Origin of the sequence: Paraburkholderia sp. RL18-085-BIA-A (assembly GCF_046027075.1) — a bacterium.
GTDB lineage: Bacteria > Pseudomonadota > Gammaproteobacteria > Burkholderiales > Burkholderiaceae > Paraburkholderia.
Map to the genome: position 1 here is coordinate 60,634 of NZ_JARESU010000007.1, position 11,850 is coordinate 72,483.

Below are 11,850 nucleotides of genomic sequence, written 5' to 3' on the forward strand. Positions count from 1 at the left end.
TTTCGGTTTTTTTCGGCCAGGCCGAGTTCGACTCCCTGGCCAGATGGACCTACGCAATCATGATCAAGCTGATCGTCGGGCTCGGCAATCCGGGCGCCGAATACACCGCGACGCGCCACAATGCCGGCTTCTGGCTGGTCGATCAACTGGCGCGCGAAGCGGGCACCACGCTGCGCGACGAGCGGCGCTTCCACGGTTTTTACGCGAAAGCGCGACTGCACGGCGAGGAAGTGCATCTGCTGGAACCGCAAACGTACATGAACCGCTCCGGGCAATCGGTCGTGGCGCTGGCGCAATTCTTCAAGATTCTTCCCGACGAGATTCTGGTCGCGCATGACGAACTCGACATGCCGCCAGGCAGCGTCAAGCTGAAGCTTGGTGGCGGCAGCGGCGGTCATAACGGGTTGAAGGACATCACGGCGCATCTGTCGTCGCAACAGTATTGGCGGTTGCGGATCGGCATCGGCCATCCGCGCGATCTGATTCCCGAAAGCGCGCGCGCCGGTGCGAAGCCGGACGTCGCTAGTTACGTGCTCAAGCCGCCACGGCGCGAAGAGCAGGAAGTGATCGACGCATCGGTCGAGCGCGCGCTCGCTGTGATGCCGAAAATCATCAGCGGCGAGTTGGAGCGCGCGATGATGCAATTGCATCGCAACCCCTGAGCTGCGCCGCTCGCTCATGTATCGCTGCTGTATCCCTTTCGCCACCGACAGGAGAATCGCTTGAGCCGCTATTGGAGTGACATCGTTCACCGTCTGACGCCGTATGTGCCGGGCGAGCAACCCATGGTCGCGCATCCGGTGAAGCTGAACACCAACGAGAATCCGTATCCGCCGTCGCCGCGCGTGCTCGACGCGATCCACCGCGAACTGGGCGAGGCCGGCGAGTCGCTGCGGCGCTATCCCGATCCGACTGCGCTCAAGCTGCGCGAGACGGTTGCCGCTTATCACGGCATCCGCGCCGACCAGGTGTTCGCGGGAAACGGCTCGGACGAAGTGCTGGCGCTCACGTTCCAGGCACTGCTGAAGCACGACAAGCCGCTGCTGTTCCCGGACATCACGTACAGCTTCTACCCGACCTACGCGCGGCTTTTCGAAGTCGACTATCGGACGATCCCGCTCGACGACAGCTTCGCGATCCATGTCGACGATTACGCCACGCCAAACGGCGGCGTGCTGTTCCCGAACCCGAACGCGCCGACCGGCCGGCCGCTGCCGCTCGCCCAGATCGAGCGCCTGGTGGCGAACAATGCCGAATCGGTGGTCGTGATCGACGAGGCCTACGTGGACTTCGGCGCTGAATCGGCGATTGCGCTGATCGACCGTTATCCGAATCTGCTGGTGGTTCAGACGGTGTCGAAGTCGCGCTCGCTGGCCGGCATGCGTGTCGGTTTCGCATTCGGCAATCCGATGCTGATCGATGCGCTGAACCGCGTAAAGGACAGCTTCAACTCCTATCCGCTCGACCGCCTCGCGCAAGTGGCCGCCATCGCCGCATACCAGGACGACGCATGGTTTCGCGACAATTGCGCGAAGGTGATCGCGAGCCGCGAGCGGCTGGCCGCGGAACTGACGGGGCTTGGCTTCGAAGTGGTGCCGTCGGCGGCCAATCTGCTGTTCGCGCGCCATAAAGGTTACGACGCGGCCACGCTCGTATTGCGGCTCAGGGAAAAGGAGATTTTCGTGCGTCACTTCAAGGCGCCGCGAATCGACCAGCATCTGCGAATCTCGGTGGGCACCGACGCCGAATGCGACCTTCTGCTGGACGCGCTGCGCGACATCTTCAGCGCTTACGTCGGATAGCAATCGCACAACGTCAAGTCCTGCCGCTGAAAAAAACGGCGAGGCCAAGGCCTCGCCGTTTTTTTCATTCACCTATCTAATCTCACGCGCCCTTGGCAGCCTGCAACGCGTGGTACTTCGCCATCAAGCCATCGGGCGTTTCCATATGTTCCGGGTCGCGCGGGATGCACTCGACCGGACACACCTGAATGCATTGCGGCTCGTCGAAATGTCCGACGCACTCGGTGCATTTCTTCGGGTCGATTACGTAGATATCCGGGCCCATCGAGATTGCGTCGTTCGGGCACTCGGGCTCGCACACGTCGCAATTGATGCACTCGTCGGTAATCATCAAGGCCATACTTCTCTCACTTCATGCCGGGCGCGGCCGGCTTTTGATCCGTCAAACCGACAGTTTACGCCGGTTACGGCTGCGCCGCCGAAGCGTCGCCGTTCGGATCCAGCGCGGCGACCTTCTCGTGCAGCCATTTTTCAACTGACGGGAACACGAACTTGCTGACATCGCCGCCCAGTTGCGCGATTTCGCGCACGATCGTGCCCGAGATGAACTGGTACTGGTCGGACGGCGTCATGAACATCGTTTCGACGTCGGGCAGCAGGTAGCGGTTCATGCCCGCCATCTGGAACTCGTATTCGAAGTCCGACACGGCGCGCAGGCCGCGCACGATGACCCGCGCATTATTGGTGCGCACGAAATCTTTTAGCAGGCCCTTGAAGCTCATCACCTGGACATTGGGGTAGTGCCCGAGCACCTCATGAGCGATGTCGAGGCGCTCTTCCAGCGTGAAAAATGGCTTCTTGTTGCGGCTGTCGGCAACGCCCACCACCAGCGTGTCGAAAATACTCGACGCGCGCCGAACGAGGTCTTCGTGACCGCGCGTCAGCGGGTCGAACGTGCCCGGGTACACGGCGACTACCATGAGACTTCTCCTCTCTTCAGACAAAGGGGCACGTCAAAGCGTCCACGCGACGCATTTGGCACCGACCGCGCGCGTGACGGCGAACCGCCCGGCGCTTGTTTTGGAACGCGCATTATTCCTCATTTTCGCGCTGCAGCAAATGAAAGTGGACAGCACCCGCTTTCCCCTGCCGCACGATTTCCCAGCCCGCGAGCGTGTCGTTCCCTTCGAGTTCGAGCGCTTCGCCAGCCTCCACGTACAGAAAACCTTCCGCGCTGACGAGCGGCACGGTCAGCGCGAGCGCCTTGCCGAGCAGGTCGCCGTCGAACGGCGGATCGAGGAACACCACGTCGAACGAGCCGGGCGCCAGACTCGCGGCAAGACGCAAACCGTCCGCCTCAGCGATTTCGATCGTGCGCGCAGCCAGCCGTTCCTGATTCACGCGCAACTGTCCGGCGGCTCGCGCATTACGCTCCACCATCAGCACCCGCGCCGCGCCGCGCGACGCGGCCTCGAAGCCGAGCGCGCCGCTGCCGGCGAACAGGTCCAGGCAGCGCTGGCCGTCCAGGCGCTGGCCGAGCCAGTTGAACAGCGTTTCGCGCACGCGGTCTGGCGTAGGGCGCAGGCCGTCGAGATCGAGCACGGGCAAGGGCGTGCGCTTCCAGTCGCCACCGATGATACGGATGGCGTGCGGCTTGCCGCCTTTGGACGAAGCGCCATGGGCGCGTGAAGGTGCGGAACGAGGCATGCGGTTTCAGTGACGTTATCAAAGCGCCCGCTATGTCGAACCATGCGGGCCGGAGCGCCAACGTTACCACAGGGGCGGCGCGCGTCCAGCCTGGCCGATCGGCCGATACGACGGGCGGCGGCGCGCCTGATAAAATGTGCGGCTTCCAGCGCCTTGCATCCCGCACCGCAACGCTGCCTGCCGCTCCCGCCGGTCCCGTACCGGCCGCGCGCATCGGCGCGCGCTCTCACCACGCCAGATCATGTTCAGCTTTTTCAAACGATTCAAGGGTTCGAAAGAGTCCGATACCGCGCAAGACGAATCGCAGGCGGCGCCGGAAGGCGCGGCGGCCGAAGCCGTTGCACAGGCGCCTATTGCACCTGTAGCGCCCGCTGCACCAATCGCGCCGCCGGCTCCGGTCAGCGTCGACACGCCACCGGCCACCCCGTCCGCGATCGAACCGCAGCCCGAGCCGGCGGAATCCGCGTTCGAAACCGTCGAGATCGTCCCGCCGCCCCTGCAGGACGCCAGCGCCAAGCGCTCGTGGCTGACGCGCCTGAAGACCGGCCTGTCGAAGACGAGTTCGAACCTGACCGGCATTTTCGTCGGCACGAAGATCGACGAGGATCTGTACGAAGAACTCGAAACCGCGTTGCTGATGTCGGATGCAGGCGTCGAGGCCACCGAATTCCTGCTCGAATCGCTGCGCGAAAAAGTGCGCAGCGAGCGCCTCACCGATCCCCAACAGGTCAAGGGCGCGCTGCGCACGCTGCTGGTCGATCTGCTCAAGCCGCTCGAAAAATCGCTGATGCTGGGCCGCGCGCAGCCGCTCGTGATGATGATCGCGGGCGTCAACGGCGCGGGCAAGACCACCAGCATCGGCAAGCTCGCCAAGCATCTGCAAAGTTTCGATCAATCGGTGCTGCTGGCCGCGGGCGACACGTTCCGCGCCGCCGCGCGCGAGCAGTTGGCGATCTGGGGCCAACGTAACAACGTGACCGTGGTGTCGCAGGAAAGCGGCGACCCGGCGGCGGTGATCTTCGACGCGGTCGGCGCCGCGCGCGCGCGCAAGATCGACGTGATGATGGCGGACACGGCCGGCCGTCTGCCGACCCAACTGCATCTGATGGAAGAACTGCGCAAGGTAAAGCGCGTGATTGGCAAGGCGCACGACGGCGCACCGCACGAGGTGCTACTGGTGATCGACGCGAACACCGGCCAGAACGCGCTCGCGCAAGTGAAATCTTTCGACGACGCCCTCGGCCTCACCGGCCTGATCGTCACCAAGCTCGACGGCACCGCGAAGGGCGGCATTCTCGCCGCGATCGCACGGCAGCGTCCGATTCCGGTGTACTTCATCGGTGTGGGCGAGAAGGTCGAGGATTTGCAGCCGTTCAGCGCGGAAGAGTTTTCGGACGCGTTGCTGGGCGGTTGAACGCGGGCGCAACATTCGCTAGCGAGCCGAGTAAAAAGGGCACTCCGAGGAGTGCCCTTTTTTCATTTGCGACCGTCAAGCCAACGGCCCATCATTCGGCGTCAGGCTGCACGCCCGGCGCCGCGCGCGCAAACGCGTCGATCTGCATCGCGTGATCGTAGATGCCCTGGATCGTCGGAAACTTCGCCGTGTCGACCTTGAAGCGCTGCGCGTTGAATACCTGCGGAATCAGGCACGCATCGGCGAGCGTCGGCGTGTCGCCAAAACACAGCTTGCCGGTGCGCGCATCGCCTGCCAGACGGGCTTCGAGCGTCGCGAAGCCCGCTTCGACCCAATGCCGATACCAGGCGTCCTTCGCGTCGTCGTCGACACACAGCGTGTGCTTCAGATACTTCAGCACGCGCAGATTGTTCAGCGGATGAATCTCGCACGCGACCTGCATCGCCACCGCCCGCACGTACGCGCGCGCGGCCGGCGCCTTGGGCAGCAACGGCGGCTCCGGATGCGTCTCCTCCAGATACTCGATGATCGCAAGCGACTGCGGCATCACCTCGTGGCCGTCAACCAGCGTCGGCACGATGCCGTCCAGGTTGACCTTGCGATATTCGGGCTTCAACTGCTCGCCGCCGCCGCGCACGAGGTGCACCGGGACGTAGTCATATGGCAGATTCTTCACGTTCAGCGCAATGCGTACGCGATAGGACGCCGAGCTCCGGAAATAGCTGTAGAGCCTCATGTTGTCTGTCTCCTCCGACCCACCGCCCATCAGACGACGCGCACGCTGAACTCGCCGAGTCCGTCCACGCCACCCTTCATCAGATCGCCCTGCACCACCGCGCCGACCCCTTCGGGCGTGCCGGTGAAAATCAAATCGCCGGGCTGCAATTCGAACAGCGTCGACAGATACGCGATCGTCTCGGCCACCGACCAGATCAGTTGCGACACGTCCGAGCGCTGCTTTTCCTCGCCGTTCACCGACAACCAGATCGCGCCCTTGCCGACATGGCCGACCGTCGCCGCCGGATGAATCGGGCCGAGCGGCGCCGAGTGATCAAAGCCCTTCGCGGTATCCCACGGACGCCCCATCTTCTTCGCTTCGGACTGCAGGTCGCGGCGTGTCATGTCGAGACCGAGCGCGTAGCCGTACACGTGGTCGAGCGCGCTTTCCGCCGGAATGTTCTTGCCGGCCTTGCCGATCGCGGCCACCAGTTCCATTTCGAAGTGGACGTTTTTCGACTGCGACGGATACGGGAATTCGCCGGTCGCGCCGGGCGCGACGCACAGCACCGCATCGGCCGGCTTGGTGAAGAAGAACGGCGGCTCGCGGTCGGGATCGTGACCCATCTCGCGTGCGTGCGCCTCGTAGTTGCGCCCCACGCAGTAGATACGACGCACCGCGAACTGCTCGCTGGACCCGACAACCGGCACCGCTGCCTGCGGTGCCGGTGCAAATACGTAACTCATCCGGTTCTCCGTTGTTTGATTTGTGCCGCCGTCGCGACGATAAAACATCGAGTGTAACGCGCAGCCAGACAAGCTGCGTCGGACTCCGGCACGCGCACGCAAATGCGGGCGCTGCGGGCGCGCCGTCTCGCCCGCTGTCTCGCCGGATCGCCATAGATGCGATACTCACATCGAATAGCGTCCCCCGAATACCGTGGCGAGCCGCCTGTCGCGGCAAGCCACCTCGCCCCAATACGCCCGATGACCGACTCCGCCGACACCGCCACCGACATCCCTTTCCCCTGCGCCCGTTTCATCAAGGAAATCGGCCGCGGCCCGCATGGCGCGCGCGCGCTGACCGCCGACGATACGCGCGCGCTCTACACCGCCATGCTCGACGGCCGCGTGGGCGAACTCGAACTCGGCGCGGTGCTGCTCGCCTATCGCGTAAAGGGCGAGACCGCCGACGAACTCGCCGCGATGCTGGCCGCCGCGCATGTGTCGTTCGAGCCGATCCATTTGCCGCATGGCGCGTTCCGGCCCGTGTCGATCCCCACCTACAACGGCGCGCGCAAGCAGCCGAACCTGGTGCCGCTGCTCGCGTTGCTGCTGGCGCGCGAAGGCGTGCCGGTGCTGCTGCACGGCGTCACCGAAGATCCGGGCCGCGTGACGAGCGCCGAAATTTTCACGCATATGAAGATTCCGCACGCGCAATCGCACGCGGATATCGAAGACGGCCTCGCCGAGCGTCGCCTCGCGTTCGCACCGATCCACGTGCTTGCGCCGAAGCTCGCGCGCCTTCTCGCGCTGCGCCGACGGATGGGCGTGCGCAATTCGACGCATACGCTCGTCAAGATCCTGCAGCCGTTCGCGCCCGCCGGGCTGCGGCTCGTGAACTACACGCATCCGCCGTATCGCGACAGTCTGACGCAGCTGTTCAACAGCCATCCGGACGCGGCCGTGGGCGGCGCCCTGCTCGCGCGCGGTACCGAAGGGGAAGCGGTGGCCGATACGCGGCGTCAGGTGCAGGTGGACTGGCTGCATGACGGCGTGTGCGAAACGCGCGTGCCACACCAGCGCTCGTCGCCGGATGCGCCGGAAGTCGACCTGCCCGACGCGCGCGACGCTGCGACCACGGCCGCGTGGATCGACGCCGTGCTGCGTGGCGAAGCACCCGTGCCGAGCGCGCTTGAACGGCAGGTGGAACTGATCGCGGACGTCGCGAAAATACCGGTGTGACGCGCGCTGCGTGAGCCGCTGCATGAGCCGCCGCGACACTGCCGCGGCGACACTCATCGCGCACGAAGCGGCGGCCGTGGGTTGACACGCCGCTTCATACCGTCATACATTTAGCCCCATGCGTTCCCTTCCGAACACCCTCCGAATTACCTTCGGCCGCCTAACGCGGCCTCTATTGCTACGCCTAGCGTAAGTCAGGCGTAGCGCCGCGCGCTGGCAACCCCTGTTGCCGTCGAGCGGTCCTCCGAGCAGTTCCGCAGTTTCCGTTTCACCCCTTGAGTAGTTCTCCACAATCAGTAGTCGTTTGCATTCGTCCGTTTACCGTGCGGACGAAGCGCGAGGGTCAAATGCACGTTGCATGGGCATCATCCACGTTCGTTTTCGTCGTCATGACGCTGTTCGTTCGCGCCCGTTCGTTGTTGCCGCTAGCCACCGGCTGGCGGACCGTGCATCCGTGGCAGTCCGCCAACCGCTCGATGCCACCCCCTTTCGCATACGACACAACGAACAAGGCACATCATGCTGCGCAATCCCGCTGAAAAATATCGCCCCTTCCCCGCCGTGCGTCTCACCGGCCGCAAATGGCCGAGCCGCACGATCAATGATGCGCCGGTCTGGATGAGCACCGATCTGGGCGACGGCAACCAGGCCCTGATCGAGCCGATGAACGCCGCGCAGAAACTCGCATTCTTCGAGATGCTGGTCGCGATCGGCTTCAATGAAATCGAAGTCGGTTTTCCGTCGGCGTCGCAAACCGACTTCGACTTCATGCGCAAGCTGATCGAGGAAAAGCGCATTCCCGACGACGTGACCATCGAGGTCTTCGTGCCGTCGCGCGAGGAGCTGATCGCGCGCACGTTCGACGCACTCGACGGCGCGCCGCGCGCAATCGTGCACCTGTACAACGCGATTTGCCCGTCGTTCCGGCGGATCGTCTTCAACCAGTCGAAGGCCGAGATCAAGACGCTGGCCGTGAACGGCACGCGCATCATCAAGGAACATGCAGAGGCGCGGCCCGGCACGCATTGGACCTTCCAGTACTCGCCCGAAACCTTCAACACGACCGAGCTGCCGTTCGCCCGCGAGGTGTGCGATGCCGTCGCGCAGACGTGGCGGCCCACGCGCGACCACAAGATGATCGTGAACCTGCCGGCGAGCGTCGAGGCGGCGACGCCGAACGTATTCGCCGACCAGATCGAATGGATGGACCGCAATCTCGGCTATCGCGACAGCATCGTGCTGTCGGTGCATCCGCATAACGATCGCGGCACCGCGGTGGCCGCGGCGGAACTGGCGCTGCTGGCGGGCGCGGACCGCGTCGAAGGATGCCTGTTCGGCAATGGGGAGCGTACCGGCAATCTGGATCTCGTCACGCTCGCGTTGAATCTGGAGGCGCAGGGCGTCGATATCGGCCTCGACTTCTCGGATATTGCGGGGGTCCGGCGCGTGGTCGAGCGCTGTAACCGGCTTCCGGTGCATCCGCGGCACCCGTATGCGGGCTATGAGGCGATGCGCGCGACCGATCCGGTTCATGGTCTGGACGGCGCCGAGGCTCGGGACGCCGCAGCGGCCACAACCAGCACAGCGGATCGTCCCGGCTACACCGAAGGACAGGGGCAGCGCGTCGCCGCCTGAGTTTGTTCAGCGAGAGAGAGCGCACACCCCGCGCTCTGATGCCGCCGGCGTGCTCACAAGGCACGACCGGCAAGACAACATGGGCTCACAAGGCTCACTCGAGCGCGCACCGCGTGGCCTGCCACGCGATCAGGCGCCATTGCCCGTCCTCCTGCGCGTGAATCGCCGTATAAGCAATCGGAAACAGCAGCGCGCCGTTATTCGCTTCCATTTCGATCAGCGCGCGACCGGTGACGACACACGTCTCGCGTCCCACGGGCAACACGTCCTGCGACTGCACCTCGATCTGCCTGTAGCGGCGGCGCCCGCCGGTAATCCCGTCGATGAACTGTCGCTTCGTCTCACGTTTGCCGTTCGTGTGGACATAGCTCACGTTGTCCGCGAGCAGCGTGTCGAGCGATTGTCCGTCGCCGTCGACCATCGCACGAAAGCGCTCTCGCTCAAGCCCGCGGATCGCTTCGATCATCTTTGCCAGCATTGCTCAGCCCCTCGCACCGGTGAGCCGAACATGGCCACGGCTGTCAGAAGTTATATTGCAAATATAGCTGGCTGAAATTTATACCAGGATTGGGCTCTTTGATACCGCCGTTGGAAATATGCTGGAAGCGGTAGCCGGCCAGATATTGCTGACGGCTGCCGAACTGCACGCCTACGCCGGCCATTTCGACGAACTGGAGCGCGGTGCCGAGGGTGAAGGTGGAAGAAATGCGCGGGCTCGTCAGCAGGCGGATGCCCGCGCCGAGTTCCATGAAGGGCCGCAGCGATCCAGATCCCTTGATGAAGCGGATCACCGGCGTCGCACCGATTTCGCCGATGTCGTTGTGCACGTCGCCTTCGTTGGTGTGCCACCAGGCCACGTGCGCTTCGCCGATCAGCGAAAAATGCCAGTCACCGATTTGCCACCAGGCGAGATTGGGGTCCCAAGCCACGCCGAGATCGACTTTTTTGATATGGCGATCGCCCGCTCCGGCGGCCACCTGCACGCCGAACTGGTCGGCCGACGCCGCTTCGCAAGCCGCACACGACAGGACCGTCACCACGCCTTTTAGAGCCAGACCACGCCAAACATTCTTTTCGTTGTTCATCTAAACACCCGAATTCGACGAACGTTCTAATGGCGGATAACTGTTTTGCTTATTCTAAATACAATCCGGTTGATAAATTGTATGAAGAATCGATTATTTCTGCAATTAATCACTTTAAATCTGGAAAAAATCGGTCATTTATAAGAGTTAATGCGCGGTACCGAGTAGTTTCTGCGCACTAAGCAAAGCCGCCGCTACCGGCGTATGATGGCTATCAAGAGTTGAATTTCAATAGGATTTAAGGAACCTAGATGCCCCTATGGGCTCTAAGTATTAGCACTCAGCAAATCAGAGTGCTAACATCCATCGCTGGAGTCGTTTACTGAATACGCTTTTGTCTGATTCCAAAGGAGTTTCCTACGTGAGCCATGCAATGACCCTTCCGAGTACTTTGAGCCCGTCGTCGGCTAAGGCCGCTTCGGCAGGTGCACTGGCGCTCTCGCATTCCTCGCTGCTGCCCGGTCAACTGGGCAATATCGACGCCTACATCCAGGCCGTTAATCGGATTCCGATGCTGACGCCGGCGGAAGAACGCCAGTTCGCCACCGAATTTCGCGAGCAGGACAATCTTGAGTCCGCGCGCCGTCTCGTCCTGTCGCACCTGCGGCTGGTCGTGTCGATCGCGCGCAACTATCTGGGTTATGGACTGCCGCACGCCGACCTGATCCAGGAAGGCAACATCGGCCTGATGAAGGCCGTGAAGCGCTTCGATCCGGCGCAGAACGTGCGCCTCGTGTCGTATGCAATGCACTGGATCAAAGCCGAGATCCACGAATACATCCTGCGCAACTGGCGGATGGTGAAAGTCGCCACCACCAAGGCGCAGCGCAAGCTGTTCTTCAACCTGCGCAGCCACAAGCAAGGGCTGGGCGCGTTCACGCCGGACGAGATCGAAGGTCTCGCCAAAGAGCTGAACGTGAAGCGCGAAGAAGTCGCTGAAATGGAAACACGCTTGTCCGGCGGCGACATCGCGCTGGAAGGCCAGGTCGAGGACGGCGAAGAGTCGTACGCGCCGATCGCCTATCTGGCCGACTCGCATAGCGAGCCGACCGCCGTGCTGGCTTCGCGTCAGCGCGACCGGCTGCAAAGCGACGGTATCGCCAATGCGCTGGACGCACTCGACGCCCGCAGCCGCCGCATCATCGAGGCACGCTGGCTGAAGGTGGAAGACGACGGTTCGGGCGGCTCGACGTTGCACGAACTGGCCGACGAATTCGGCGTGTCCGCGGAACGTATCCGGCAAATCGAAGCGAGCGCAATGAAGAAGATGCGCGGCGCGTTGACGGAATATGCGTAAGGTCTGAAAGCCATCAACCTGCCGGTTCGTCCGGCGCGCCAGCCAGCGCCAAGCCCCGCCCTCGCAAGACGGCGGGGCTTTTTTATCCGCCCGCCCGCACGCGCGTTCGCGCCACCCGCCTCCGTTCGAGAAGATGCATGCCCTCCATGCACTTCTTGACCTATAACAAGCTAGATACCAATACTGGATAAACGCGGCGAGTTTCGCGACTCAATGCCGCACTGTCAGATCAATGCGCGCGAGGATCCGCTCCTAAAATCGGGATGCACTCGCCAGACCGCTCGAGCG

12 protein-coding genes and 1 pseudogene are annotated in these 11,850 nt (G+C 63.2%); 6 read left to right on the forward strand and 7 right to left on the reverse strand.

All coding sequences use genetic code 11. The features are described 5' to 3' along the window. Nucleotides 1-59: 59 nt before the first annotated feature. Nucleotides 60-662, forward strand: a complete 603-nt coding sequence (pth, locus tag P0D89_RS06885) for an aminoacyl-tRNA hydrolase (protein WP_408376257.1) — start codon at nucleotides 60-62, stop codon at nucleotides 660-662. A gap of 60 nt (nucleotides 663-722) precedes the next feature. After that, nucleotides 723-1,802 (forward strand): histidinol-phosphate transaminase, encoded by a 1,080-nt coding sequence (gene hisC, locus P0D89_RS06890; RefSeq protein ID WP_408376258.1) that lies wholly within the window; start codon nucleotides 723-725, stop codon nucleotides 1,800-1,802. Between the two features lie 82 nt (nucleotides 1,803-1,884). On the opposite strand, the gene P0D89_RS06895 is transcribed toward hisC, so the two are convergent. From P0D89_RS06895 to rsmD, 3 genes are all read right to left on the reverse strand, one after another. Continuing rightward, nucleotides 1,885-2,142 carry a YfhL family 4Fe-4S dicluster ferredoxin gene (locus P0D89_RS06895; protein WP_408376259.1) on the reverse strand — a complete coding sequence of 86 codons (258 nt, stop codon included), beginning with the start codon at nucleotides 2,140-2,142 and terminating at the stop codon, nucleotides 1,885-1,887. A gap of 64 nt (nucleotides 2,143-2,206) precedes the next feature. Beyond that, on the reverse strand, nucleotides 2,207-2,722 hold the full coding sequence (coaD, locus tag P0D89_RS06900) for a pantetheine-phosphate adenylyltransferase (protein WP_408354143.1): 516 nt from the start codon (nucleotides 2,720-2,722) through the stop codon (nucleotides 2,207-2,209). A 112-nt stretch (nucleotides 2,723-2,834) separates the two neighbouring features. Continuing rightward, entirely contained in the window at nucleotides 2,835-3,449 is a 615-nt protein-coding gene (gene rsmD / locus P0D89_RS06905) for a 16S rRNA (guanine(966)-N(2))-methyltransferase RsmD (RefSeq protein WP_408376260.1), read from the reverse strand. Nucleotides 3,450-3,690: 241 nt separating this feature from the next. On the opposite strand from rsmD, the gene ftsY reads away from it, so the two are divergent. Then, nucleotides 3,691-4,863 carry a signal recognition particle-docking protein FtsY gene (gene ftsY / locus P0D89_RS06910; protein ID WP_408354149.1) on the forward strand — a complete coding sequence of 391 codons (1,173 nt, stop codon included), beginning with the start codon at nucleotides 3,691-3,693 and terminating at the stop codon, nucleotides 4,861-4,863. A gap of 91 nt (nucleotides 4,864-4,954) precedes the next feature. Here the strand turns inward: ftsY and maiA are convergent, their stop codons facing one another. After that, nucleotides 4,955-5,599, reverse strand: a complete 645-nt coding sequence (maiA, locus tag P0D89_RS06915) for a maleylacetoacetate isomerase (RefSeq protein WP_408376261.1) — start codon at nucleotides 5,597-5,599, stop codon at nucleotides 4,955-4,957. Nucleotides 5,600-5,628: 29 nt separating this feature from the next. After that, nucleotides 5,629-6,327 carry a fumarylacetoacetate hydrolase family protein gene (locus tag P0D89_RS06920; protein ID WP_408376262.1) on the reverse strand — a complete coding sequence of 233 codons (699 nt, stop codon included), beginning with the start codon at nucleotides 6,325-6,327 and terminating at the stop codon, nucleotides 5,629-5,631. A 240-nt stretch (nucleotides 6,328-6,567) separates the two neighbouring features. Between P0D89_RS06920 and ybiB the strand changes: the two genes are divergently transcribed. Both ybiB and P0D89_RS06930 read left to right on the forward strand, forming a co-directional pair. Beyond that, nucleotides 6,568-7,545, forward strand: coding sequence for a DNA-binding protein YbiB (ybiB, locus tag P0D89_RS06925; protein WP_408376263.1), 978 nt, complete (start codon nucleotides 6,568-6,570; stop codon nucleotides 7,543-7,545). 519 nt (nucleotides 7,546-8,064) lie between these two features. Beyond that, a pseudogene (locus P0D89_RS06930) lies at nucleotides 8,065-9,045 on the forward strand (2-isopropylmalate synthase); the annotation flags it as partial. Nucleotides 9,046-9,274: 229 nt separating this feature from the next. Here P0D89_RS06930 and P0D89_RS06935 read toward each other — a convergent pair. Together P0D89_RS06935 and P0D89_RS06940 are read right to left on the reverse strand one after the other, a co-directional pair. After that, a complete protein-coding gene (locus P0D89_RS06935) occupies nucleotides 9,275-9,658 on the reverse strand; it encodes a nuclear transport factor 2 family protein (RefSeq protein WP_408354160.1) in 384 nt (127 codons plus the stop codon). A gap of 43 nt (nucleotides 9,659-9,701) precedes the next feature. Then, complete coding sequence (locus tag P0D89_RS06940) at nucleotides 9,702-10,265, reverse strand: acyloxyacyl hydrolase (protein ID WP_408376264.1); 564 nt, start codon at nucleotides 10,263-10,265, stop codon at nucleotides 9,702-9,704. Nucleotides 10,266-10,626: 361 nt separating this feature from the next. Between P0D89_RS06940 and rpoH the strand changes: the two genes are divergently transcribed. Next, nucleotides 10,627-11,562, forward strand: a complete 936-nt coding sequence (gene rpoH / locus P0D89_RS06945) for an RNA polymerase sigma factor RpoH (protein WP_408354166.1) — start codon at nucleotides 10,627-10,629, stop codon at nucleotides 11,560-11,562. Nucleotides 11,563-11,850: the final 288 nt, after the last annotated feature.

Excerpts from the sequence above, each read along its gene's own strand:
- rsmD (WP_408376260.1), bottom strand. The coding sequence starts at position 3,449 with ATGCCTCGTTCCGCACCTTCACGCGCCCATGGCGCTTCGTCCAAAGGC.
- P0D89_RS06920 (WP_408376262.1), bottom strand. The coding sequence starts at position 6,327 with ATGAGTTACGTATTTGCACCGGCACCGCAGGCAGCGGTGCCGGTTGTC.
- coaD (WP_408354143.1), bottom strand. The coding sequence starts at position 2,722 with ATGGTAGTCGCCGTGTACCCGGGCACGTTCGACCCGCTGACGCGCGGT.
- ftsY (WP_408354149.1), top strand. The coding sequence starts at position 3,691 with ATGTTCAGCTTTTTCAAACGATTCAAGGGTTCGAAAGAGTCCGATACC.
- ybiB (WP_408376263.1), top strand. The coding sequence starts at position 6,568 with ATGACCGACTCCGCCGACACCGCCACCGACATCCCTTTCCCCTGCGCC.
- pth (WP_408376257.1), top strand. The coding sequence starts at position 60 with ATGATCAAGCTGATCGTCGGGCTCGGCAATCCGGGCGCCGAATACACC.
- P0D89_RS06940 (WP_408376264.1), bottom strand. The coding sequence starts at position 10,265 with ATGAACAACGAAAAGAATGTTTGGCGTGGTCTGGCTCTAAAAGGCGTG.
- maiA (WP_408376261.1), bottom strand. The coding sequence starts at position 5,599 with ATGAGGCTCTACAGCTATTTCCGGAGCTCGGCGTCCTATCGCGTACGC.
- P0D89_RS06935 (WP_408354160.1), bottom strand. The coding sequence starts at position 9,658 with ATGCTGGCAAAGATGATCGAAGCGATCCGCGGGCTTGAGCGAGAGCGC.
- P0D89_RS06895 (WP_408376259.1), bottom strand. The coding sequence starts at position 2,142 with ATGGCCTTGATGATTACCGACGAGTGCATCAATTGCGACGTGTGCGAG.